The 24,159-nt window shown below is 62.6% G+C and carries 21 protein-coding genes and 1 tRNA gene; 14 read left to right on the forward strand and 8 right to left on the reverse strand.

Annotated features, from left to right (window positions below; translation table 11 throughout):
- The first annotated feature begins 21 nt into the window (after nucleotides 1–21).
- A complete protein-coding gene (locus AC1RB9_RS05655) occupies nucleotides 22–384 on the forward strand; it encodes a hypothetical protein (protein ID WP_048909923.1) in 363 nt (120 codons plus the stop codon).
- Nucleotides 385–430: 46 nt separating this feature from the next.
- On the opposite strand, the gene AC1RB9_RS05660 is transcribed toward AC1RB9_RS05655, so the two are convergent.
- The 4 genes from AC1RB9_RS05660 to AC1RB9_RS05675 all read right to left on the reverse strand — a co-directional run bounded on the left by AC1RB9_RS05660 (nucleotide 431) and on the right by AC1RB9_RS05675 (nucleotide 5,696).
- Nucleotides 431–3,283 carry a valine--tRNA ligase gene (locus AC1RB9_RS05660; RefSeq protein ID WP_003453781.1) on the reverse strand — a complete coding sequence of 951 codons (2,853 nt, stop codon included), beginning with the start codon at nucleotides 3,281–3,283 and terminating at the stop codon, nucleotides 431–433.
- A gap of 120 nt (nucleotides 3,284–3,403) precedes the next feature.
- Complete coding sequence (locus tag AC1RB9_RS05665) at nucleotides 3,404–3,772, reverse strand: hypothetical protein (protein ID WP_003453779.1); 369 nt, start codon at nucleotides 3,770–3,772, stop codon at nucleotides 3,404–3,406.
- A gap of 11 nt (nucleotides 3,773–3,783) precedes the next feature.
- Nucleotides 3,784–4,212, reverse strand: coding sequence for a DNA polymerase III subunit chi (holC, locus tag AC1RB9_RS05670; protein WP_003100593.1), 429 nt, complete (start codon nucleotides 4,210–4,212; stop codon nucleotides 3,784–3,786).
- The gene (locus AC1RB9_RS05675; RefSeq protein WP_003092867.1) at nucleotides 4,209–5,696 is read right to left on the reverse strand and encodes a leucyl aminopeptidase; all 1,488 of its coding nucleotides are present in this window, start codon (nucleotides 5,694–5,696) and stop codon (nucleotides 4,209–4,211) included. The genes holC and AC1RB9_RS05675 overlap by 4 nt, the downstream gene beginning before the upstream one ends.
- A gap of 336 nt (nucleotides 5,697–6,032) precedes the next feature.
- Between AC1RB9_RS05675 and AC1RB9_RS05680 the strand changes: the two genes are divergently transcribed.
- The 4 genes from AC1RB9_RS05680 to lptG all read left to right on the forward strand — a co-directional run bounded on the left by AC1RB9_RS05680 (nucleotide 6,033) and on the right by lptG (nucleotide 10,222).
- Complete coding sequence (locus tag AC1RB9_RS05680; protein ID WP_003129596.1) at nucleotides 6,033–6,845, forward strand: AraC family transcriptional regulator; 813 nt, start codon at nucleotides 6,033–6,035, stop codon at nucleotides 6,843–6,845.
- A gap of 83 nt (nucleotides 6,846–6,928) precedes the next feature.
- The gene (locus tag AC1RB9_RS05685) at nucleotides 6,929–7,852 is read left to right on the forward strand and encodes an alpha/beta hydrolase (protein WP_003115256.1); all 924 of its coding nucleotides are present in this window, start codon (nucleotides 6,929–6,931) and stop codon (nucleotides 7,850–7,852) included.
- 191 nt (nucleotides 7,853–8,043) lie between these two features.
- Complete coding sequence (gene lptF, locus AC1RB9_RS05690; RefSeq protein ID WP_003453776.1) at nucleotides 8,044–9,162, forward strand: LPS export ABC transporter permease LptF; 1,119 nt, start codon at nucleotides 8,044–8,046, stop codon at nucleotides 9,160–9,162.
- Nucleotides 9,155–10,222 (forward strand): LPS export ABC transporter permease LptG, encoded by a 1,068-nt coding sequence (gene lptG / locus AC1RB9_RS05695; RefSeq protein ID WP_003453774.1) that lies wholly within the window; start codon nucleotides 9,155–9,157, stop codon nucleotides 10,220–10,222. The genes lptF and lptG overlap by 8 nt, the downstream gene beginning before the upstream one ends.
- Nucleotides 10,223–10,353: 131 nt before the next feature.
- Here the strand turns inward: lptG and AC1RB9_RS05700 are convergent, their stop codons facing one another.
- On the reverse strand, nucleotides 10,354–10,851 hold the full coding sequence (locus tag AC1RB9_RS05700) for an RDD family protein (protein ID WP_003100603.1): 498 nt from the start codon (nucleotides 10,849–10,851) through the stop codon (nucleotides 10,354–10,356).
- Nucleotides 10,852–10,980: 129 nt separating this feature from the next.
- Between AC1RB9_RS05700 and AC1RB9_RS05705 the strand changes: the two genes are divergently transcribed.
- A complete protein-coding gene (locus tag AC1RB9_RS05705) occupies nucleotides 10,981–12,561 on the forward strand; it encodes an EAL domain-containing protein (RefSeq protein WP_316122787.1) in 1,581 nt (526 codons plus the stop codon).
- Nucleotides 12,562–13,135: 574 nt separating this feature from the next.
- Here the strand turns inward: AC1RB9_RS05705 and AC1RB9_RS05710 are convergent.
- Nucleotides 13,136–14,235 (reverse strand): IS3 family transposase gene (locus AC1RB9_RS05710; RefSeq protein ID WP_223656237.1). Its coding sequence is split into 2 segments (ribosomal slippage): nucleotides 13,136–14,052 and nucleotides 14,052–14,235, totalling 1,101 coding nucleotides; the frame shifts between segments, so codons are not numbered across the junction.
- A 475-nt stretch (nucleotides 14,236–14,710) separates the two neighbouring features.
- Here AC1RB9_RS05710 and AC1RB9_RS05715 point away from each other — a divergent pair.
- On the forward strand, nucleotides 14,711–15,715 hold the full coding sequence (locus AC1RB9_RS05715; protein ID WP_023082206.1) for a lectin MOA-related protein: 1,005 nt from the start codon (nucleotides 14,711–14,713) through the stop codon (nucleotides 15,713–15,715).
- 128 nt (nucleotides 15,716–15,843) lie between these two features.
- Complete coding sequence (locus tag AC1RB9_RS05720) at nucleotides 15,844–16,413, forward strand: hypothetical protein (RefSeq protein WP_003453764.1); 570 nt, start codon at nucleotides 15,844–15,846, stop codon at nucleotides 16,411–16,413.
- A gap of 471 nt (nucleotides 16,414–16,884) precedes the next feature.
- On the opposite strand, the gene AC1RB9_RS05725 is transcribed toward AC1RB9_RS05720, so the two are convergent.
- A tRNA-Leu gene (locus AC1RB9_RS05725) sits at nucleotides 16,885–16,971 on the reverse strand.
- A gap of 102 nt (nucleotides 16,972–17,073) precedes the next feature.
- Between AC1RB9_RS05725 and queA the strand changes: the two genes are divergently transcribed.
- The 6 genes from queA to AC1RB9_RS05755 all read left to right on the forward strand — a co-directional run bounded on the left by queA (nucleotide 17,074) and on the right by AC1RB9_RS05755 (nucleotide 23,215).
- On the forward strand, nucleotides 17,074–18,117 hold the full coding sequence (gene queA, locus AC1RB9_RS05730) for a tRNA preQ1(34) S-adenosylmethionine ribosyltransferase-isomerase QueA (protein ID WP_003162596.1): 1,044 nt from the start codon (nucleotides 17,074–17,076) through the stop codon (nucleotides 18,115–18,117).
- Nucleotides 18,118–18,129: 12 nt separating this feature from the next.
- A complete protein-coding gene (tgt, locus tag AC1RB9_RS05735; RefSeq protein ID WP_003100607.1) occupies nucleotides 18,130–19,248 on the forward strand; it encodes a tRNA guanosine(34) transglycosylase Tgt in 1,119 nt (372 codons plus the stop codon).
- Nucleotides 19,249–19,291: 43 nt separating this feature from the next.
- Nucleotides 19,292–19,630: a preprotein translocase subunit YajC gene (yajC, locus tag AC1RB9_RS05740; protein ID WP_003092856.1), complete on the forward strand. Its 339-nt coding sequence runs from the start codon at nucleotides 19,292–19,294 to the stop codon at nucleotides 19,628–19,630.
- Nucleotides 19,631–19,689: 59 nt separating this feature from the next.
- Nucleotides 19,690–21,552 carry a protein translocase subunit SecD gene (secD, locus tag AC1RB9_RS05745; RefSeq protein ID WP_003100609.1) on the forward strand — a complete coding sequence of 621 codons (1,863 nt, stop codon included), beginning with the start codon at nucleotides 19,690–19,692 and terminating at the stop codon, nucleotides 21,550–21,552.
- Between the two features lie 10 nt (nucleotides 21,553–21,562).
- On the forward strand, nucleotides 21,563–22,483 hold the full coding sequence (gene secF, locus AC1RB9_RS05750; RefSeq protein WP_003100612.1) for a protein translocase subunit SecF: 921 nt from the start codon (nucleotides 21,563–21,565) through the stop codon (nucleotides 22,481–22,483).
- Nucleotides 22,484–22,666: 183 nt separating this feature from the next.
- Entirely contained in the window at nucleotides 22,667–23,215 is a 549-nt protein-coding gene (locus AC1RB9_RS05755) for a glycine zipper 2TM domain-containing protein (protein WP_003092848.1), read from the forward strand.
- Nucleotides 23,216–23,319: 104 nt separating this feature from the next.
- Here AC1RB9_RS05755 and suhB read toward each other — a convergent pair whose 3' ends face one another.
- Nucleotides 23,320–24,135, reverse strand: coding sequence for a type III secretion system regulator SuhB (gene suhB, locus AC1RB9_RS05760; protein ID WP_003092845.1), 816 nt, complete (start codon nucleotides 24,133–24,135; stop codon nucleotides 23,320–23,322).
- Between the last annotated feature and the right edge of the window lie 24 nt (nucleotides 24,136–24,159).

The raw sequence follows: 24,159 nt of genomic DNA on the forward strand, positions 1-24,159 counted from the left end.
GTTTTGCAGTGAGTGTTGTTAATGGTTTCTTGTTTTTTAAGGTGTTATTGTTTTTTGTTATGGCTGCTATTCACATCAATATCAGCCCACGCCATCGATAAAAAAGTCAACAACGTCACCATCATGCGCGTGGGCTTCATGGTGGACGCAAATTCTCCGGGTGGAGGCTGGGGCTTCATCGTCAGCAAGCCGGGAGCGGCGGATTGCGGCTTTGGCCTGATGCGCCTGCCGCCGATGAATACCGATGCCGGCAAGGCCATGCTGTCGCTGATGCTGAGCGCCCTGGCCACACAGAACAAACTGCCGGAGATCGCCTATTCGGCCAGCGCCACGGTGAACGCGGTATGCCAGATCACTTCGGCGCAGATAGACAGCGGCGCCTGAGGGAAGAAAGGTACGAGGCCGCAGCCCCGTACCTTGGCGAGAGTGCTTAGAGCGCAGCGATCTTCTGCCGTTGCTCGGCCAGCTTGGCCAGGGCCTGTTCGGCCTCGGCTAGCTTGGCGCGTTCCTTCTCGATCACGTCGGCCGGGGCCTTGGCGACGAAGCCTTCGTTGGACAGCTTGCCGCCGACGCGCTTGACCTCGCCTTCCAGGCGCTGGATCTCCTTGTCCAGGCGCCCCAGTTCGGCGCTCTTGTCGATCAGGCCGGCCATCGGCACCAATACTTCCATGTCGCCGACCAGGGCGGTGGCGGACATCGGCGCTTCCTCGCCGGCTTCCAGCACGCGGATGCTTTCCAGCTTGGCCAGTTTCATCAGCAGCGGCTCGTTGTCGGCCAGGCGGCGGTGGTCGCTGGGCGAGGCGTTCCTGAGGATGATGTCGATGCGCTTGGCCATGGAGATGTTCATCTCGCCGCGGATCTGCCGTACGCCGAGCATCAGCGCCTTGACCCATTCGATGTCGCCTTCGGCGGCGGCGTCGATCCTGCCTTCGTCGGCCACCGGCCAGGGTTGCAGCATCAGGGTCGGGCCTTCCTTGCCGGCCTGGCCCTTGATGCGTTGCCAGATTTCCTCGGTGATGAACGGCATGAACGGGTGCGCCAGGCGCAGGGCCGTCTCCAGCACGCGGATCAGGGTGCGACGAGTGCCGCGCTGGCGCTCGATGGGGGCGTTCTCGTCCCACAGCACCGGCTTGACCAGCTCCAGGTACCAGGCGCAGTACTCGTCCCAGATGAACTCATAGAGGGCCTGGGCGGCCAGGTCGAAGCGGAAGGCGTCGAGCTGGCGGGTGACTTCCTGCTCGGTGCGCTGCAACTGGGAGATGATCCAGCGGTCGACCGAGGACAGCTCGACCGGCTCGCCGTTGACCCCGGTGTCCTGGCCATCGGTGTTCTCGATGACGAAGTTGGCGGCGTTCCAGATCTTGTTGCAGAAGTTGCGGAAGCCTTCGACGCGGCCCATGTCGAACTTGATGTCGCGGCCGGTGGAGGCCAGCGAGCAGAAGGTGAAGCGCAGGGCGTCGGTGCCGTAGCTGGCGATGCCTTCGGGGAATTCGGCGCGGGTCTGCTTGGCGATCTTCTCCGCCAGCTTCGGCTGCATCATGCCGCTGGTGCGCTTTTGCAGCAGGGTATCGAGGTCGATGCCGTCGACGATGTCCAGCGGGTCGAGCACGTTGCCCTTGGACTTGGACATCTTCTGGCCCTGGCCGTCGCGCACCAGGCCGTGAACATAGACGGTCTTGAACGGGATCTGCGGGGTGCCGTCGGGGTTCTTCACCAGGTGCATGGTGAGCATGATCATCCGCGCGACCCAGAAGAAGATGATGTCGAAGCCGGTGACCAGCACGTCGGTGGGGTGGAAGGTCTTGAGGAACTCGGTCTGCTGCGGCCAGCCGAGGGTGGAGAAGGTCCACAGGCCGGAGCTGAACCAGGTGTCGAGAACGTCTTCGTCCTGGCGCAACTCGACCTCGTTGCCGAGCTTTTGCTTGGTGCGCACCTCGACCTCGTCGCGGCCGACGTAGACGTTGCCGGCCTCGTCGTACCAGGCCGGGATGCGGTGGCCCCACCAGAGCTGGCGGCTGATGCACCAATCCTGGATGTCGCGCATCCAGGAGAAGTACATGTTCTCGTACTGCTTGGGCACGAACTGGATACGGCCGTCTTCCACGGCGGCGATGGCGTCTTCGGCCAGCGGCTTGGTGCTGACGTACCACTGGTCGGTCAGCCAGGGCTCGATGACGGTGCCGGAGCGGTCGCCCTTCGGTACTTTCAGTGCGTGGTCGTCAACCTTCTCGAGCAAGCCCATGGCCTCGAACTCGGCGACGATGGCCTTGCGCGCGGCGAAGCGGTCCATGCCGGCGTAGCTCTGCGGCAGGCTGGGGTCGAGGTTCGGGTTGACGCTGCCGTCGAGGTGGAACACCTGGGCCTGGGCCAGCACCGCGGCGTTCTTGTCGAAGATGTTGATCAGCGGCAGGTCGTGGCGCTTGCCCACTTCGTAGTCGTTGAAGTCGTGGGCCGGGGTGATCTTCACGCAGCCGGTGCCGAATTCGCGGTCGACGTACTCGTCGGCGACGATCGGGATGCGCCGGCCGACGATCGGCAGTTCGGCGAACTGGCCGATCAGCTTGGCGTAGCGCTCGTCTTCCGGGTGCACCGCGACCGCGGCGTCGCCCAGCAGGGTTTCCGGACGGGTAGTGGCGACCACCAGGTAGTCCAGGCCTTCGCTGGTCTTCGCGCCGTTCACCAGCGGGTAGCGCAGGTGCCAGAGGTGGCCCTTCTCGTCGTGGTTTTCCACTTCCAGGTCGGAAATCGCGGTGTGCAGCTTGGTGTCCCAGTTCACCAGGCGTTTGCCGCGGTAGATCAGGCCGTCTTCATGCAGGCGCACGAAGGCTTCCTTGACCGCTTCGGAGAGGCCGTCGTCCATGGTGAAGCGCTCGCGCGACCAGTCCACCGAGGAGCCCAGGCGACGAATCTGCCGGGTGATGTTGCCGCCGGACTGTTCCTTCCATTCCCAGACCTTCTCCAGGAACTTCTCCCGGCCGAGGTCGTGGCGGCTCACGCCCTGGGCGCCGAGCTGGCGCTCCACCACCATCTGGGTGGCGATGCCGGCGTGATCGGTGCCCGGCTGCCACAGGGTGTTGCGGCCCTGCATGCGGCGGTAGCGGATCAGCGCGTCCATGATCGCGTTGTTGAAGCCATGGCCCATGTGCAGGCTGCCGGTCACGTTCGGCGGCGGGATCATGATGGTGTAGGGCTGGCCTTCGCCGCTCGGAGCGAAGTAGTCGTTGGACTCCCAGGTCTCGTACCAGGAAGTCTCGATGGCGTGCGGCTGGTAAGTCTTGTCCATGCGAAAGGGGACCAAAGCTGAATATGGCTGGGGAAAATGCGAAGAAAGTTCGGGAGTATAGCGGGGATGGCGGCCCGGGGGTAAGGCCGCGGGCCGCGGCGGGCGCCCGCCGCGTCCGGATCAGCCGTTGCGTTGGCCGAGCAGGCGACCCAGGCGGGCTTGCAGGCGGCGGCGCAGTTCGGCTTCGATCTGCGGGGCGAAGTCGTCGATGACTTCCTGCAGGATCAGTTCGGCGGACGCTCGCAACTCGTCGTCCAGGCGCTCCTGTTCGGCGGGCGCCAGCCCTGCCGTGGTGGGTGCCGCGGTCTGCGGCTCTGGCGCGCGCGGGGCGGTACCGGGGGAGACGACGTCGGAGAGCAGGGGAATGTTGTCCGGCTCGAAGGATTCGGTCAGCAAGGGCGGCTCGTTCCGTTCGTAGAGCAGGTCGTGGATCGACTCCAGGTCATCGAGCAACTGCTCCGGGGGTTGTGTCGGTTTGTGGCTGTCCATGGTCGTGCACTTCAGATACGCGGCAGGCGATGGTCCTGTAGAGGATAGCCCTGCTCCCGGTAGAAGCGGAATTTATCCCGTGCCGCCTGGCGGATCGCCGGCTCCTCGACCACCAGTTCGGCCACCCGCGAAAAGTTCGGGACGAAGCCGGGGGCCTCGAGGGTCAGGTTGATCAGCAGGTCGCGATGGTTCCCCGGGGGCTCGCCCAGGCCCAGGGCGACGGGCGCCTCGGCGTCTTCCTCGGCCAGGCTGTGAGGAATGAAGGCCTCGCCGCGGAAGCTCCACAGGCGGCCGTCCAACTCGCTGCGCTGCGCCTCGTCGGCGCAATGCAGGTAGACCTGCATGCCCTGCCGCCAGGCCTTCTCGGCCAGGCGGCAGGCGACCTGCAGGCGCGCCGACGGATCGGCGCTGGGGATCACGTAGAAATCGACCCGGGTCACTTGGCCCGTTCCAGCAGGTACTGGGTCAACAACGGAACCGGGCGGCCGGTGGCGCCTTTGTCCTTGCCGCCGCTGATCCAGGCGGTGCCGGCGATGTCCAGGTGCGCCCAGTGGTATTTCTTGGCGAAGCGCGAGAGGAAGCAGCCGGCGGTGATGGTGCCGGCCTTCGGCCCGCCGATGTTGGCGATGTCGGCGAACGGGCTGTCCAGCTGTTCCTGGTATTCGTCGAACAGCGGCAATTGCCAGGCGCGGTCGTCGGCGAACTCGCCGGCCTTGAGCAGTTGCCTGACCAGCGCTTCGTTGTTGCCCATAAGGCCCGAGGTGTTGCTGCCCAGGGCGACGATGCAGGCGCCGGTGAGGGTGGCGATGTCGATCACCGACTGCGGCTTGAAGCGCTCGGCGTAGGTCAGTGCATCGCACAGCACCAGGCGCCCTTCGGCGTCGGTGTTGAGGATCTCGACGGTCTGCCCGCTCATGGTGGTGACGATGTCGCCCGGACGGGTGGCTCCGCCGCTGGGCATGTTCTCGGCGCAGGCCAGCAGGCCGACCAGGTTGATCGGCAACTGCAGTTCGAGCACCGCGCGGAAGGTGCCGAAGACGCTGGCGGCGCCGCACATGTCGAACTTCATCTCGTCCATGCCCAGGCCCGGCTTGAGGCTGATGCCGCCGGTGTCGAAGGTGATGCCCTTGCCGACCAGCACGTGCGGGGCCTGGTCCTTCTTCGCGCCGTTGTATTGCAGGACGATCAGCCGCGGCGGCTGGTCGCTGCCCTGGGCGACGGCGAGGAACGAGCCCATGCCCAGCTCGCGCAGTTTCTTCTCGTCGAGGACCTCGACCTTCAGGCCCTTGAACTCCTTGGCCAGGCCCTTGGCCTGCTCGCCGAGGAACGTCGGATGGCAGACGTTCGGCGGCAGGTTACCGAGATCGCGGGTCAGGGCCATGCCATTGGCGATGGCCTGAGCTTCCTTGCTGCCTTGCTCGACGGCGGCGCTGTCGGCCTTGTCGGCGAGCAGGGTCAGCTTCTTCAGTTTCAGCGGCTCGGCTTTCTGGCTCTTGTAGCGATCGAACACGTACAGGCCATCGGCCAGGGTTTCCACCAGCAGACGCGCCTTCGCGTGGGCATCGCGGCCTTTCACCGCGAGATCGCCGAGGGCCAGCGCGGCATCGGCGCCGGCCAGGCCCTTGAGGGTCGACAGCACGGCGGAGGCCAGCTTGCGGTACTGGCGGTCGCCCAGTTCGCGCTCCTTGCCGGCGCCGACCAGCAGCACGCGCTCGGCCTTGAGATTGGGCAGGCTCTGCAGGAGCAGGGTCTGGCCGACCTTGCCGGCCAGGTCGCCACGCTTGAGCACTGCGCTGATGGCGCCGCCGGTGGCGTCGTCGACCGCCTTGGCGCTGGCGCCGAGCTTGCGGCCTTCGCCTACGGCGAGCACCAGGGTGGCGGTTTTCAGGGTTTCCGGGCGTACGCTTTTAACAAGGAATTCCATGGAAGAGGTCCCCAATACAGACAGTCGGGATGGCGCAAGGGGCGGCATCCGTTAGCGGTAAGCGATTGTTCCGAGCACGATTCGTCCCGAGGACTGACGGTCGCCGCCGGGGCGGTGACGCAGGCAGCGACAGCTTAGTCGTTGCGGCGGGGGTCGTTCCATGCCGAGGATGGCAACCGAGGTTCTACAGCGCCGGAGCCGGGTTGGCGGTGCCTCCCGGCCGTTGCCGCACATGGTCGCACAACTGCGGCGTGTCTGGCACGACTGTGTACGCATGGGAACCCGCGGCCATGCCGCGTCCCTATAATGAACGTTTCGTTCCGCAGGAGTCGCACCGTGCCCGCCAGCAAACCAGTCGCGGATCCCGCCCGGAGTACCGACCCACGCGATTACCAGCGAGTCGGCCGGCCGCTCGGGGTCATGGCCAAGACCTTTCCGGCGGGGTTCGTGGTCGCCGAGCACCGGCACGAGCGGGCGCAGTTGATCCATGCCCTGTCGGGCGTGATCGAACTGCATGTCGGTCGCACGCTATGGCTGGTCCCGCCGCAGCGCGCGGTATGGATGCCGGCGGGGATGGCGCACGCGATGCTGGCGCGCGGCGAGGTCCGCTTGCACACTGTCTATGTCCGGCCGCAGTCCTGCCCGCCGGAATTCCCCCGGGTGCCGCGCGGAGTGATGGTCAGCCCATTGTTGCGCGAGTTGATCGTGCGCGCCGCCGGCCTGCCGTTGTTGTACGACGAGCGCGGCCGGGAGGGGCGGTTGATGGCGGTGCTGCTGGACGAACTGGAGTGGTCGCGGGAACAGCCCCTGGCCTTGCCCGACCCCGCGGACCGACGCCTGGGAAGAATCTGCCAGGCGCTGCTGGAGAACCCGGCCGACCCTCGCGGGCTGGAGGAGTGGGCGCGCTACGTGGGGGCGTCCTCGCGGACCCTGGCACGGCTGTTTCTCTCCGAACTGGGAGTGACCTTCGTCCATTGGCGCCACCAGGTGCGCCTGGCCGCCGCCCTGCCACGCCTGGCGGCTGGCGAAGCGGTGGCGCGGATCGCCGTGGATCTCGGCTACCAGACGCCCAGCGCATTCAGTGCCATGTTCCGACGCCTGACCGGGAGCACGCCGAGCCGCTACTTCGCCTTGTCCGATTCGGCGTAGCCTTCGTCCGTTGGCGGACGGCGCCGACGCGGCAGGATTCCTATGCTGGGCCCGTTTCCAGACGACCGCCCCGGGAGGCAAGCATGCAACGACTGAACGTGGAATTCCGCTCCGAGGGTGTCGCCCTGCGCGGCTGGCTGTATTTGCCGGAAGCGCGTGCCGAGCGGCCGGCGATCGTCATGACGCACGGTTTTTCCGGGGTGAAGGAGCAGTACCTGGACCGTTACGCCGAGGTATTCGCCGCCGCCGGCTTCGTCGTGCTCCTCTACGATCATCCGAACTTCGGCGACAGCGACGGCGAGCCGCGCCAGGAAATCGATCCGGTGATGCAGCGTCGCGGCTATCGCGACGCGATCACCTGGTTGGGCGCCCAGGCACGGGTCGACGCGAGCCGCATCGGCATCTGGGGAACCAGCTACAGCGGCGGACATGTGCTGGAAGTGGCCGCACTGGATCGGCGGGTGAAATGCGTGGTGGCGCAGGTGCCGACCGTCAGCGGCCATGCCTCGGCGTTGCGCCGGACCCGCGCCGAGCAGTTGCCGGCATTGCTGGCAAGCTTCGACGCGGACCGCCAGCGGCGCTTCGAGGGCTTGCCGCCGGCGCTGTTGCCGGCGGTCGCCGCGAGTCCCGACGAGCCTTGCGCGATGGCCGGCGCGGACGCCCACCGGTTCTTCACCGACAGCGCGGCGCTGGCACCGAACTGGTGCAACCGGGTGACCCTGCGTAGCGCCGAGCTGGCGCGAGAGAACGAGCCGGGCATTCACATTGGGCGGATCAGCCCCACGCCGCTGCTGATGATCGTCGCCGACCGGGACCTGCTTACGCCCACGGACCTTTGCCTGGAGGCCTACCAGCGGGCGTTGCCGCCCAAGCGGCTGCTGATGCTCGCCGGCGGCCATTTCACGCCGTACATCGAGCATTTCGACGCCACCAGCCAGGCTGCGGCAGACTGGTTCGTCCGTCATCTCGGAGAGGGCGGCGAGCAGCCAGCGACAGTCGTCGAATAAATCGGCAAGCGCTGAACGAGCGTTCGCCTCGACGGTCTATCGGGCTCTTGGTTCGGCCTGCGCAGTGACAGGCCCGCCGAATCGCAGGATAATGCCGGCTATTTTCTCCGCGCCATGCCGCCATGGCCGGAAACGCGTGATGACGGGGCCGACGGGCCCCGTCAGAGCCTGGCAACCCAGGAGTGTCCGGATTGATCGTTTTCCGTTATTTGTCCCGTGAAGTGCTGGTCACCATGAGCGCCGTCAGCGCCGTGCTGCTGGTGATCATCATGAGTGGCCGTTTCATCAAGTACCTGGCGCAAGCGGCGCAGGGGTTGCTCGACCCCGGTTCGCTGTTCCTGATCATGGCGTTCCGGATTCCCGGCTTCCTGCAGCTGATCCTGCCGCTTGGCCTGTTCCTCGGCATCCTGCTGGCCTACGGGCGGCTCTATCTGGAAAGCGAGATGACCGTGCTCTCGGCGACCGGCATGAGCCAGAAGCGCCTGCTCGGCTATACCATGGCGCCGGCGCTGCTGGTGGCGATCCTGGTGGCCTGGCTGAGCCTGTTCCTGGCGCCCCAGGGCATCAACCAGTTCGCCCTGCTGCTGAACAAGCAGGATACCCTGACCGAGTTCGACACCCTGGTCCCGGGCCGTTTCCAGGCAATGCGCGACGGTACCCGGGTGACCTATACCGAGGAACTGTCGAAGGATCGCGGCGAACTGGCCGGCATCTTCATCTCGCAGAAGGACCTCAATAGCAGCAACCAGGAACGCGGCATCTCCATCCTGGTGGCGGAGAAGGGCACCCAGAACATCCAGGCGGATGGCAGCCGTTACCTGATCCTGCACAATGGCTACCGCTACGACGGCAATCCCGGGCAGGCCAACTACCGGGCGATCCAGTACGACACCTATGGCGTGATACTGCCCAAGCCCGAGGCCAGCAGCGAGGTGAGCGAGCGCGACGCGGTGCCCACCGCCGACCTGTTCGGCAGCGACAACCCACGCTACCAGGCCGAATTGCAGTGGCGCCTGTCGACACCGCTGCTGGTATTCGTGGTGACCCTGCTGGCGGTGCCGCTGTCGCGGGTCAACCCACGCCAGGGGCGCTTCCTCAAGCTGCTGCCGGCGATCCTCCTTTATATGGGCTACCTGGCCCTGCTGATCGCTGTCCGTGGCCAGTTGGACAAAGGCAAGATCCCCATGGCCATCGGCCTGTGGTGGGTCCACGGACTATTCCTGGCGATCGGTCTTCTTCTGTTCTACTGGGAACCCTTGCGCCTGAAGCTGGCGTCCTCCCGTGCCGGTCGCGAGGTGGCGCATGGTTAAGCTCGATCGTTACATCGGTGTCACCGTCTTCGTCGCGATCCTCGCGGTGCTCGGGGTGATCCTCGGCCTGGCGCTGCTGTTCGCCTTCATCGACGAACTCAACGACATCAGCGCCAGCTACGGCATCGGCGACGCCCTGCGCTTCATCTTCCTCACCGCGCCACGGCGCGCCTACGACATGCTGCCGATGGCGGCGCTGATCGGCTGCCTGGTCGGCCTCGGCACCCTGGCCAGCAACAGCGAACTGACCATCATGCGCGCGGCCGGGGTATCCCTGTCGCGGATCGTCTGGGCGGTGATGAAACCGATGCTGGTGCTGATGCTGGCCGGCATCCTGGTTGGCGAGTACGTCGCGCCCTGGACCGAGAACATCGCCCAGAGCGGCCGCGCCCTGGCCCAGGGCGGCGGCGATTCGCAAAGCTCCAAGCGCGGTCTGTGGCATCGCCAGGGGCGCGAGTACATCCACATCAACGCGGTGCAGCCCAATGGCGTGCTGTACGGCGTGACCCGCTACCGCTTCGACGAGCAGCGTGGCCTGGAATCGGCCAGTTTCGCCAAGCGCGCGCGCTTCGAGACCGATCACTGGCAACTGGAAGAGGTCACCACCACCTTGCTGCATCCGAGGGAAAAGCGTTCCGAGGTGGTCAAGCTGCCGACCGAACGCTGGGATGCCCAGCTCAGCCCGCAACTGCTGAACACTGTGGTGATGGAGCCCGAGGCGCTGTCTATCAGCGGTCTCTGGCAGTACATCCACTATCTCGCCGACCAGGGCCTGAACAACAACCGCTACTGGCTGGCGTTCTGGACCAAGGTCCTGCAACCGCTGGTGACCGCCGCGCTGGTGCTGATGGCGATTTCCTTCATCTTCGGTCCGTTGCGCTCGGTGACCCTGGGCCAGCGGATCTTCACCGGCGTGCTGGTGGGCTTCGTCTTCCGCATCGCCCAGGATCTGCTCGGACCCTCCAGCCTGGTGTTCGACTTCCCGCCGCTGCTGGCGGTGGTGATCCCCGCCTTGATCTGCGCACTGGCGGGTGTCTGGCTGCTACGCCGGGCGGGCTGACAGGCCCGGCAGGCCGGGTATGAAAAAAGGCCACCCACGGGTGGCCTTTGTGCTTCCTTGTCGCGTCGGGCTGTAGCCTGGCCGCCGGCGCGACAAAGGCCAAAACAGCGCGTTCTGCGGACCTGTTTCGCTCACTTCTTGTGAGTGTTCTTCGGCAGCCTGACCACCTGGCTCTCCGAATAGCGGTCGTGCCAGGTACGCTTGTCCTTGTCCCAGAGCATCCAGAGGAAGCCGAGGCCGAGGCACAGCCAGGAGGCGATGGCGATCATGAAGCGCAGCAGCGCCTGGAGCAGGCTGATGGCGCTGCCGTCGCGGTTCTGCACGCGCAGTCCCCAGACCTGCATGCCCAGGGTCTGGCCGTTGTGGGTCCAGAATTTGGCGAAGAAGCCGAACAGGGCGAACACCAGCAGGGTCGAGAGCAGCGGGTCGCCGATCAGCGCGCCGCGGTCGGCCAGTTCGCGCAGATGGTCGCTGCCGTAGATCAGTCGAAGGATGCCTTGCTGGTAGACCAGGGTGACCACCATCATCAGCGCCACGCAGAGCAGGAAGTCATAGAACATCGCCGCCAGGCGGCGGATCAGACCGGCAGGGGCATAGTCGCCCTGGGGAGAAAGCATGTGTTTCGGCATCGGCGTGTTCCGTGCGGGGCAAAGCCGGGGATTATACGTCCATCCGCAGCTTGCGCCGCCCACCCGGGCAACGCTTTTCCCCGGCTGTTCTAGTCTTTGCGCAGACCCCAATCATTACGAGTCTTTTCTATGCCGATTCCGGTGAAGCGAGCCAGGAGAAAGGCGCTCCGGCTGTCGTTGTCCGTGCTGGTCGGGGTGATGCCGATCGTCCTGGGGCTGCTCATCCTCTACTGGCAGGCCGAGCGAAGCCTCCAGGAGACGTCCGAGCAGGCAGCCGGGAATGCGGTGCGGCAGTTCGAACGGATGCTCGACAACGCTGCGTTGGCGGCGCGCAAGGTCATGCCGGTGGCGGGGCGTCCTTGTCCCGAGGCCGAGCTGGCGCTGCGCGAGCAAGTGGCGATCATGCCGTTCGTGCGCTCGGTCAATTTGACGCGCGACAATACGATCTATTGCACGTCGTTGTTCGGCGGCTTCGACGAGCCGGTGCGGATCGAGAACTATGTCGACGGACGCCTCCTGCTGATGCCCGGCAACCAGGTCACGCCGGACGCCGCGCTGCTGGTCCTGCGGGACTCCGACGGCAAGCGCGGGGTATTGGCGGCGATCGACGGGCGCTACTTGAGCTACGTGCTGGACCTCGTCGACCGACGTAGCCGCCAGGTGCTGGTGGTCGGTCCCAATTGGCTGGATGCCGAGGGCCGCACTCACCGCGACGCGCCGCCCACCTATGAGGTCGCCGCCGTATCGCTCGCTTCGCAGCGTTATCCGTTGCGTGTGCTGTCGGGCTTCCCCGAGGGCGAGGAGTGGCGATCGATCCGCTCGCAGAACCCGGCGATGTTCGGCCTGCTACTGTTCTTCGGACTGCTGGCCGGCACTCTGTGCTACTGGCTATCCAGGCGGGTCGCCTCGCCCAGCAGCGAACTGCGCCGGGCCCTGGAGGCCAACGAGTTCATTCCCTACTACCAGCCGCTGAGTCCCGGCCAGGGCGGACGCTGGATAGGCGTCGAGGTGCTCATGCGCTGGCGTCATCCGCGCGAGGGACTGATCTGGCCCGACCTGTTCATACCTTTCGCCGAGCGCTCGGGACTGATCGTACCGATGACGCGCGCGCTGATGCGCCAGGTCGCGGAAGACCTGGGCGGGCATGCCGGGAAGCTGGAGCCAGGCTTCCACATCGGTTTCAACATCAGTGCCACCCATTGCCACGAACTGGCCTTGGTGGACGACTGTCGCGAGCTGTTGGCGGCGTTTCCGCCCGGGCACATCACCCTGGTCCTGGAACTGACCGAGCGCGAGCTGATCGAGTCGAGCGAAGTCACCGACCGCCTGTTCGACGAATTGCATGCCCTGGGAGTGAAGATCGCCATCGATGATTTCGGCACTGGACATTCCAGCCTGGCCTACCTGCGCAAGTTCCAGGTGGACTGCCTGAAGATCGACCAGAGCTTCGTCGCCCGCATCGGCATCGATACTCTTTCCGGGCATATTCTCGACAGCATCGTCGAGCTGTCCGCCAAGCTCGACCTGGATATCGTCGCCGAAGGCGTGGAGACTCCCGAGCAGCGTGACTACCTGGCCGCCCGCGGGGTGGATTACCTGCAGGGCTACCTGATCGGCCGGCCGATGCCGCTGGAGAGTTTGCTTTCCAGCCTGACTGTGCAGGAGGGGCAGGACGCTTCCGTCGTCGCACTTCCGGCAGATCGAGGCTAGCGGCTACAAGTCCATCGGCGAGGGGCAGCCACTCAGCTTCTTCGTTACGGATGGGACAAAAGGCCCGCAGGTCGAGCAGGTGCAAGCCCTGCATCGCCTCTGGCACGACAAAATGCCTCGCATCCGCGGGGCTATTTTTTTGCTTCGGCTGTGGTAGATTTTTTTCGCCGAGCTGGGAAGACAGCAGTTCGGGTAAAGGCAGCGTCTCGACTCCAGCGCTGCCTTTTTTTATTTGCAGGCCGGATCAGATCGCAGACAACAAAAAACCGGCGCGAAGGCCGGTTTCTCTGCTGTCCTGTGCTCCCCCTGGAAACGCTTGGGAAGTTAGGATGGTGCTCGGGAGGGACTTAAATTAGATGTAAATCTATTTTTTATTTTGCAATACCCCCATGTCGAAAGTTGCTCGATAGCCAGGCTCACTTTGCTGGAGTGGTTACGACTCCTACAGATTGAACCGCGCCTGCATACTTACAGAAACCATGTGTTTGATCTAGAGTCTTCGTTGGGTCAGATGCCGGTCAGGAATGCGAGCTACGCTCGGCAGTGCGCAGTTGGCTGAATCGCCCCGGATTCTCTAGACACATTGCAAGCTCATTGCATGACGCTTTTCAAACTCTAGCGGTGACAGCTGATTGTTGAAACCATGTCGGCGTTTTGAGTTGTAGAACATTTCGATGTAATCGAACACATCGCTACGAGCATCTTCCCGCGTGGTGTAAATTTTCCGCTTGATCCGTTCTCGTTTCAGAAGCTGGAAAAAGCTCTCGGCCACGGCGTTGTCATGACAGTTGCCTCGACGACTCATGCTGGCAGCCAAATTGTTTGCCTTCAAAAAGCTGCGCCAATCGGAGCTGCTGTACTGGCTGCCCTGGTCGGAATGAACCATCACCTCTTGCTTCGGTTTACGCCTCCAAACCGCCATCAACAACGCATTAATAGCCAAATCACTGGTCATCTGCGCCTTCATTGACCAGCCAACGACCTGACGAGAAAAAAGATCCAACACCACCGCCAAATACAACCAGCCTTCATACGTACGAATGTAGGTGATGTCGGTTACCCAAACCTTGTTGGGTTCCACTACATCGAATTGGCGCTTCAGCAAATTGGGCGAGGCGACCGCTGGCTTACCGCCGTACTTTCCAGGGCGGCGTCGATAACCTGTCTGAGAGCGCAGTCCTTCAAGACGCATCAGCCTTGCCACACGATGGCGCCCGCAAACTTCACCGACCTCGCGCAGATCGTCATGGATTTTGCGATAGCCATAAACGGTGCCGCTCTCCAGCCAAGAATGCTTGATCAAACCCAGCAGTCGCTGGTCGTCTTTAGCGCGTGCCGATTGCGGCTCAGACAACCAGGCGTAATAACCGCTGGGATGGACCTTCAGCGTCAGGCAAAGCCGTCGAATGGAATAGTTGCCGGCTCGCTGCTTGATAAAGGCGTACCTCAACCGCACTCCTTGGCAAAGTACGCGGCGGCCTTTTTTAAGATATCTCGCTCTTCAGTGACGCGCTTTAGTTCGGCTCGCAGACGACGCAGTTCAGCGTGCTGATCATCGTCCTGCTGCCGTTCTTCTTGAGGTTTGCTGTAGCGCTTTATCCAGGCATAGAGGCTATGCGTCGACACGCCGAGACGGGCCGCTACATCAGCGACAGGCAGCTTCTTTTTGGTCACTTGATTGACTGCTTAGATTTTGAATTCTTCGGGGTAATGCGGGTTGCTCATGGCACCTCCTAATTGGCCTCAGTTTAAGGCAAAGAGGTGTCTACGAAACCCGGGGCGATTCAGAGAGCCCTCAAGCGAAGGCTAAAACCCTATCCACTACTAATCCCAGTGCGCTAAGCAAAGAGTACGGAAGCCAAAAAAGGGGAGTTCAAGGATGGTTAAGTAAGTGCCGCTCGGATAGAGTCACTAAAACTCAGAAAGCAAAAAGGCTTATATAGCGAGTTCAAGTCAAAGGCGCAAAGAGAACCTCCCTTGCTCTAGCAAACGAAATGCTATTAATAGTCGATTCGATATATTAAAATGAAAATATCCCTGTGAAAATTAACGGCTTCCCCAGTCCTTGAAAAAAGCGAAAATCAAGGAAAGGTATAAAAATTCTCGACGGCCAAAAAGAAAAATGACACCCATACAAAAAGAGGCATATATGCAAAAGCCAGAGCCAGGTCAGGCAGAGCGAGCTCCATGCGAAACTCTTCAAGAGAAGCATGAAACCAAGGAAGAGCCAAGCATCTTCCAGTCCCTCGGCATACCTCTAATTCTCAGCGAACCGTTGACCCTCGAGCAGTTGGATGCCAACAGAGCATATCTACTCGCTGATTCTCAGGGGCGTATTCTCGCTGCCAAAAATGGAAAGACAGAGTCCAGTGATTGGAATTGGGCGCAGATGGTGGATAAGGAGGAACATGGAAACTGGATATTCGGCGTTACTTTCAGTTCTCCTCCGACCCAAGAAAGCCCGTCGACAATTTTACTAGGCTGGCCATACAATCATGTCTGGCTTCATTCAAATGGTACCTTGCCCGCCAGTTGGCAGTGGGCATTCTGGGGCGGTGAAAAATACTCGAACTCCTCAACCCCAGACCTCAGGTTCTATCTAGCGAGCGATAATTCTCTTACAACGAGCGACGGAACAATGGCTCTGTGCGAAGACGATGGAGACGTCTATATAGGGAGTAAAACAAGTTACACACCTATAAGATTCACGATCCATACTTTCTTCCTTGCCAACCCTGCCATCTTTGCACTAGGCCAGGCTACCTGGCCAGACATAAGCTTTTCGCAGGTGAACGTGCAGCTAGCGAATTATGAATGCGAGCTCGTGGATGAGAATAAAATAAATTCAATATATAAAAATTTCCGCTCATCGACATCTGTTTCGTATAAAAATGATATTTTTGAGTGTGATGACTTTAGCTTTGCCTTCAAAGCCTATGCATCATTGCAGGCATACAAAGACAGTCAGACCTTGAAACTCCAGCGCGCCTATGCAGTCGGCATACTTTTCGGTGCATCCAAGACGGGAGGGGATGGTCATGCAGTCAACTTTTTCGTCAACTACTCTGGAGAGTTGAAGATTATAGAACCACAAAATGGAAAAATTTCGGATGCGGCTAGATGGGATTACACTCCGACGTTCATGATTATCTAGTCCGCAACATAGAGACCCTTTAAATCATCTAGCAGCTAGCGATAAATTACTTTCAACCTCCTGCCCAACATATAGAGTAATCGCTGCATTCCAAGCGTTCAAGCCATTTGAAGATGAGGAGTCAGATTATGGAAAGCTTTCACAAGTTGCAGGTAAATTATTCACTCAAGCAGGTGGCTCTCGTCAAGAAACATAAAAAGACTCTCAGCACCTTGAGCATCAGCCTGCTACTTAGTGTAATTGTCTCCCAAGCACTGGCGTTGCCATTGACAGAGAATAAAAAATCCGCCAAGGACAGTACTCAGTTCTGGCTGTGCGGTGCGGGTTACATAACCGATTACGCGGTTGACGAACCTTACGCCTCGAATACCATAACCACGAAAATTAAGCTGGATACTGAGGGGTTCGACCAGCCCACAGGGAACTCCTTCGACTCTTGGATAGATGGCACCGATGCAGGAAAAGTAATAACGATCGCTACGTATCCGGGAAACTGGCCCGAGGCTTGGCAAGCGCAGGCTCGACTACTTTCCACCATTCAGAACGCGATTGAAATGAGGAATCCCGTAAGGATCTACACAACAGGGGGCCCCGCGTGCTCCGGCCCTGGCGGTGATCAGGCGTTTTCCATTCGCGTCTGTTCCGACCAGGCGGTTTGCGGTGGTAAAGATGCCCCACCCCATTCAGGGAAAGAGTAACGGACCAGTCTTTGGGGCAATGTCCGGATACCTGGGTGCGAAGCGCTTCACGCCATGCGTACGAAGAGCAGCGATGGCGTGCGACGCTCCGAAATCACCGTTCGGACAGTGTGACCCTGCCGTTTCTCGTGTTATGGACAATGGATATCGGCATGACGTCGATGCTTCATTCCCATCGAGGCCCCCTCTTGCGAGCGCCTCACTTCACAGGCAGATCCTTGGCCCACAGGCGCACTGCCTTGATCCCTTCCATATGAAACGCTTGGATATCCGCTACAGCAACACCGACTAGCGGCCAGCAGCGGCCGAGGTCACTGGCGAACTGGTAATCATGAAGTGGGAGCTTGACGCCCTCGGCGGATTGTTCGACGGGATTTAACCTGTGTGTCGGACGGCTCTTTTTCTGGTTACGCCATGTTTACGCCGCCAGAAACGAAAAAGCCCGCAAAATCAAATATTTGCGGGCTTTTTTGGTGCCTCGGGAGAGACTCGAACTCTCACTCTGTCGCCAGAAACGGATTTTGAATCCGCCGCGTCTACCGATTCCGCCACCGAGGCAATGGCGGCGCAGTATAGGGAGGCGCCTACCGTTGGTCAATCGGGTTCGTGGCGGGGAAAACACATTTCCGGTAAGCTACGCGGCCTTTCGAGAGTCTCCCCATGCGTGTCGCCGATTTTCATTTCGACTTGCCCGAGGCCCTGATCGCCCGTCATCCCCTGCCTGAACGCCGCGCAAGCCGCCTGTTGGCGCTGGATGGCCCGACGGGAACCCTCGCCCACAGACAATTCGCCGATCTCCTGGACTACCTGCGTCCGGGCGACCTGATGGTGTTCAACAATACCCGGGTGATCCCGGCGCGCCTGTTCGGCCAGAAGGAATCCGGCGGCAAGCTGGAAGTCCTGGTCGAGCGCGTGCTCGACCAGCACCGGGTGCTTGCCCACATACGCGCCAGCAAGGCGCCCAAGCCCGGCACGCGGATCCTCGTCGAAGGCGGTGGCAGCGCGGAGATGCTGCAACGCCACGACGCCCTGTTCGAACTCGCGTTCGCCGAACCCGTGCTGCCTTTGCTGGAGCGGGTCGGGCACATGCCGTTGCCTCCCTATATCGACCGACCGGACGATGCGGCCGACCGCGAGCGCTACCAGACCGTCTACGCCCAGCGCGCCGGTGCGGTGGCGGCCCCGACCGCCGGCCTGCACTTCGATGAGGCGCTGCTCGAGGCGATCCGCGCGAAGGGGGTGGATACCGCCTTCGTTACCCTGCATGTCGGCGCCGGTACCTTCCAGCCGGTGCGTGTCGAGCGTATCGAGGACCATGTGATGCACCGCGAATGGCTGGAGGTCGGCCAGGACGTGGTGGACGCGGTTTCAGTCTGCCGGGCCCGCGGCGGCCGGGTAGTCGCCGTCGGCACCACCAGCGTGCGCTCGCTGGAAAGCGCGGCACGCGACGGTGAGATGAAGCCCTTCAGCGGCGACACCGACATCTTCATCTACCCGGGCCGGCCGTTCCATGTGGTCGATGCCCTGGTCACCAACTTCCACCTGCCCGAATCCACCCTGCTGATGCTGGTCTCGGCCTTCGCCGGCTACCCGGAGACCATGGCCGCCTACGCCGCGGCGGTGGCGCAGGGCTATCGCTTCTTCAGTTACGGTGATGCCATGTTCATCACCCGCAATCCCGCGCCCCGCGGACCCGAGGACTGATCCATGAGCTTCATGAACTTCGAGCTGCTGGCGACCGACGGCAAGGCCCGTCGCGGCCGCCTGACCTTCCCCCGCGGCGTGGTCGAGACCCCGGCCTTCATGCCGGTGGGCACCTACGGCACGGTGAAGGGCATGTTGCCGCGCGACATCGAGGACATCGGCGCGCAGATCATCCTCGGCAACACCTTCCATCTCTGGTTGCGCCCGGGCACCGAGGTGATCCAGCGCCACGGCGACCTGCACGACTTCATGCAGTGGAAAGGCCCGATCCTCACCGATTCCGGCGGTTTCCAGGTGTTCAGCCTGGGAGCCATGCGCAAGATCAAGGAGGAGGGCGTGACCTTCGCCTCGCCGGTGGACGGCGCCAAGGTCTTCATGGGGCCGGAGGAGTCCATGGCGGTGCAACGCGCCCTGGGCTCGGACATCGTGATGATCTTCGACGAATGCACGCCGTACCCGGCCGACCATGACGTCGCCAAGCGCTCCATGGAGCTGTCGCTGCGCTGGGCCAAGCGCTCGAAGATCGCCCATGGCGATAGCCCGTCGGCGCTGTTCGGCATCGTCCAGGGCGGTATGCACGAGGACCTGCGCCTGCGCTCGCTGGATGGCTTGCAGGAGATCGGCTTCGACGGCCTGGCCATCGGTGGTTTGTCGGTGGGCGAGCCGAAGGAAGAGATGATCCGCGTGCTCGATTTCCTGCCGCCGCAGATGCCGGCCGACAAGCCGCGCTACCTGATGGGCGTGGGCAAGCCGGAAGACCTGGTGGAAGGCGTGCGCCGCGGCGTGGACATGTTCGACTGCGTGATGCCGACGCGCAATGCGCGCAACGGCCACCTGTTCGTCGACAGCGGGGTGATCAAGATCCGCAACTCGGTACACAAGCACGACGACTCCACGCTCGACCCGACCTGCGACTGTTACACCTGCAAACATTTTTCCCGCGCCTATCTGCACCACTTGGACAAGTGCGGGGAAATGCTCGGTAGCATGCTCAATACCATCCACAACTTGCGGCATTATCAGCGGGTTATGGCTGGTTTGCGCGAGGCAATCCAACAGGGTACATTGGCCGCCTTTGTCGATGCCTTCTATGCCAAGCGCGGCCTTCCCACGCCGCCGCTGGATGCCTGACTTTCCTTTATCCAACTCTATTGCTTTGTGACAGGAGTGCTACATGAGCTTTCTAATTCCCGCTGCCTACGCCGACGCAGCCGCTCCGGCAGCCGCTGGCCCGGCCGGCACCGGTTTCGAGTGGGTCTTCCTGGTTGGTTTCCTGGTCATCTTCTACCTGATGATCTGGCGTCCCCAGGCCAAGCGCGCCAAGGAACACAAGAACCTGCTGGGCAACCTGCAAAAAGGTGACGAAGTCGTCACTTCCGGTGGTATCGCCGGCAAGGTGACCAAGGTCGCCGACGATTTCGTCGTCGTCGAGGTTTCCGACAACGTCGAGCTGAAGTTCCAGAAGGCCGCGATTGCCGCGACCCTGCCGAAAGGCACCCTGAAAGCGATCTGATTTTCACCTAAACACATGACGGGGCGCGCAAGGCGCCCCGCGTCATAACGGGCGGTGTCATGCTCAACAAGTATCCTCTGTGGAAATATCTGCTGATCCTGGCGGTCCTCGCCGTCGGGTTCATCTATTCCGCACCCAACCTCTACCCGGACGACCCGGCGGTGCAGATCAGCGGCGCCAGCACGGCGCTGCAGGTCACCCAGGCCGATGTCGACCGCGCTGCCAAGGCGCTGACCGACGCCGGTATCGCGGTGAAGGCCGACAGCCTGTCGAAGAAGGGCGGCCTGATCCGCCTGGTCAAGCAGGACGACCAGCTTCCCGCCAAGGAAGTGGTGCGCCGGACCCTGGGCGACGACTACGTGGTGGCGCTGAACCTGGCCCAGACCACTCCCGAGTGGCTGCGCAAGCTGGGCGGCAGCCCGATGAAGCTCGGCCTGGATCTGTCCGGCGGTGTGCACTTCCTGCTGGAAGTGGACATGGACAAGGCGGTCGATGCCCGCCTGAAGGTCTATGAAAGCGAAGTGAAGAGCCTGCTGCGCAAGGAGCGCGTGCGCTACCGCAGCCTGCCGATCCAGGATCGCGCGATCCAGCTCGGTTTCACCGACAGCGAATCCCTGGACAAGGCGCGCAGCCTGATCGCCAAGGACTTCCGCGATTTCGAGGTCGTGCCCGAAGAGCGCAACGGCCTGCAGGTCCTGCGCGTCGCCCTGACCCAGGCCAAACTGGCGGAAATCCGCGAATACTCCATCAAGCAGAACCTCACCACCGTCCGCAACCGGGTCAACGAGCTGGGCGTATCCGAGCCGCTGGTGCAGCGCCAGGGCGCCAATCGCATCGTGGTCGAGCTGCCGGGCGTGCAGGACACCGCGGAAGCCAAGCGAATCCTCGGCAAGACCGCCAACCTCGAATTCCGCCTGGCCGCCGAGCCGGACGCCCTCAAGTCCGCCACCGAGACCTTCGAGTTCCGCGAGCCGCGCCGGCCGCCGGTGCCGCTGGAGCGCGGGGTGATCATCACCGGCGACCAGGTCACCGACGCCAGCGCCAGTTTCGACGAGAACGGCCGCCCGCAGGTGAACATCCGCCTGGATGGCCATGGCGGCGAGCTGATGAACCGCGCCACCCGCAACAACGTCGGCCGCAGCATGGCGGTGGTGTTCATCGAGCAGAAGCCGGTGACCCGCTACACCAAGCAGATGGTCGATGGCGTCGAGAAGGAGGTCGCGGTTCCGGCGTTCAAGGAAGAGAAGCAGATCATCAGCCTGGCGACCATCCAGTCGCCGCTGGGCAACCAGTTCCGTATCACCGGCCTCGATGGCCCGGGCGAGTCCTCCGAGCTGGCCCTGCTGCTGCGTGCCGGCGGCCTGGCTGCGCCGATGTACTTCGCCGAAGAACGCACCATCGGCCCGAGCCTGGGGGCGGACAACATCGCCAAGGGTATCGATGCGTCGCTCTGGGGCATGCTCTTCGTATCGCTGTTCATCATCGTCATCTACCGTTTCTTCGGCGTGATCGCCACCGTTGCGCTGGCTTTCAACATGGTCATGCTGGTGGCGCTGATGTCGATCCTCGGCGCGACCCTGACCCTGCCGGGCATCGCCGGTATCGTGCTGACCATGGGCATGGCGGTGGACGCCAACGTGCTGATCTTCTCGCGGATACGCGAGGAACTGGCCAATGGCATGTCGGTCCAGAGGGCGATCCACGAAGGCTTCAACCGTGCCTTCACCGCGATCCTCGACGCCAACCTGACCTCGCTGCTGGTCGGCGGCATCCTCTACGCCATGGGCACCGGCCCGGTGAAAGGATTTGCCGTGACCATGTCGCTCGGCATCATCACCTCGATGTTCACGGCCATCATGGTCACCCGCGCAATGGTCAACCTGATCTTCGGCGGGCGTGACTTCAAGAAGCTGTGGATCTAAGGGGACTGAGATGAATATCAAGATCGGTACCATCAACTTCATGGGCATCCGCAACGTCGCGTTTGCCGTCACCCTGATCCTGACCGTCATCGCCCTGGGCAGCTGGTTCACCAAGGGCATCAACTTCGGCCTCGACTTCACCGGCGGTACGCTGATCGAGCTGACCTACGAACAACCGGCCGATCTCGGCAAGGTGCGTGGTCAACTGGTCGGCGCCGGCTATGAGGACGCCGTGGTGCAGAGCTTCGGCGACGCCCGCGACGTGCTGGTGCGGATGCCCAGCGAGGACCCGGAACTGGGCAAGAAGGTCGCTACCGCCTTGCAGCAGGCCGATGCCGGCAACCCGGCGAACCTGAAGCGGGTCGAGTACGTCGGCCCGCAGGTGGGTGAAGAACTGCGCGACCAGGGCGGCCTCGGCATGCTCCTGGCGCTGGGCGGCATCCTGCTGTACGTCGGCTTCCGCTTCCAGTGGAAGTTCGCCCTCGGTGCGATCCTCTCGCTGGTGCACGATGCGATCATCGTGATGGGCGTGCTGTCGTTCTTCCAGGTGACCTTCGACCTGACCGTCCTCGCCGCTGTGCTGGCGGTGGTCGGTTACTCGCTGAACGACACCATCGTGATCTTCGACCGGGTGCGCGAGAACTTCCGCGTGCTGCGCAAGGCCGATCTGGTCGAGAACCTGAACATCTCCACCAGCCAGACCCTGTTGCGTACCATCGCCACCTCGGTTTCCACGCTGCTGGCTATCGCCGCGCTGCTGTTCTTCGGCGGCGACAATCTGTTCGGTTTCTCCATCGCCCTGTTCGTCGGTGTAATGGCGGGTACCTACTCGTCGATCTACATCGCCAACGTGGTATTGATCTGGCTGAACCTGACCAGCGAGGACCTGATCCCGCCGCAGGCCAAGGACACCGTCGACGATCGCCCCTGAGGCGCTCTGGTTCGGCACTCCGGCGCCTGCCGGTCACTCGAGGACTCCCGCTTTTGGCGGGAGTTTTCGTATCTGCGCCAACGAAACGTTTGTCGGGAGCCTGGAACTTGGTGGTTTTTGCCCAGTCCTAGGCAAGGCAAAGGGCGAACATAGCCCGCATTGGATGAAAGCCAGGAGGTACATGTGAACAAGTCGATGCTCGTCGGGGCCGTTCTGGGTGCCGTAGGCGTGACCGCAGGTGGCGCGGTAGCCACCTATAGCCTGGTGGATCGCGGTCCCGACTACGCCGAGGTCGTCGCTGTCCAGCCGGTCAAGGAAACCATCAAGACGCCGCGCCAGGTCTGCAAGGACGTGGCCGTGACCCGCCAGCGTCCGGTCAAGGACCAGCACCAGATCGCCGGTACTGCCATTGGTGCGGTGGTCGGCGGCTTGCTGGGCAACCAGATCGGCGGCGGTACCGGCAAGAAGATCGCCACCGTGGCCGGCGCCGTCGGCGGCGGCTACGCCGGCAACAAGGTGCAGGAAGGCATGCAGGAGCGTGACACCTACACCACCACCGAAACCCGCTGCAGCACCGTGCACGACAGCAGCGAGAAGGTCGTCGGCTATGACGTGAAGTACATGCTCGACGGCAAGGCCGGGCAGATCCGCATGGAGCGCGATCCGGGCAGCCAGATCCCGGTCGACAAGAATGGCCGGCTGATCCTCAGCCAGGGCGAAACGCTGCGCTGAGCCTGACTGTCGCAATGATGCACAAGGGCGCCCGCGGGCGCCCTTGTGCATTTTCATGGAGATGAAAAACCCGGCGCCAGGCCGGGTTCTTCGTCAGCGGCGGATCAGCGCTTCAGCGACGGCGGCAGGTGCGGCTGGATGGTGGTCAGCAGTGCCTTGAAGCATTTGGTGTTGCCGGCGACGATGTGACCCTTCTCGAGGAATTCGTGGCTGCCGGTGAAGTCGCTCACCAGGCCGCCGGCTTCCTGTACCAGCAGGGCGCCTGCCGCCATGTCCCATTCGGACAGGCCGAATTCCCAGAAGGCGTCGTAGCGTCCGGCGGCGACGTAGGCCAGGTCCAGACTGGCGGCGCCGGCGCGGCGGATGCCGGCGGTCTGGCCGACCAGGCTGCGGAACATGTTCAGGTAGTTGTCGAGATTGTCGATCTGGTTGTCGCGGAACGGGAACCCGGTGCCGAGCAGGGCGCCTTCCAGGCTCTTGCGGCCGCTGACGCGCAGGCGGCGACCGTTGAGGGCGGCGCCGCGACCGCGGCTGGCGGTGAATTCTTCCTGGCGTACCGGGTCGAGGACCACGGCGTGCTCCAGGCGGCCCTTGTACTTGCAGGCGATGCTCACGGCGAAGTGCGGTACGCCATGGATGAAGTTGGTGGTGCCGTCCAGCGGATCGATCACCCAGAGGTAATCGGCGCCCTCGCCGCTGCCTTCGATGAAGCCGCCTTCCTCGCCCATGATCGCGTGAGTCGGATAGGCCTTGCGCAGCGCGGCGACGATGGTCTGCTCGGCGGCGCGATCGACTTCGGTGACGTAGTCCTTGGCATCCTTCTCGTTGACCGAGATGACATCCAGGCGTTCGATGGAGCGGAAAATCAGTTCACCGGCGCTGCGAGCGGCGCGCAGGGCGATATTCAGCATAGGCTGCATGGAGAGGTCACCTGGGTCGTTAAA

It is taken from the genome of Pseudomonas sp. 20-5, assembly GCF_056782835.1.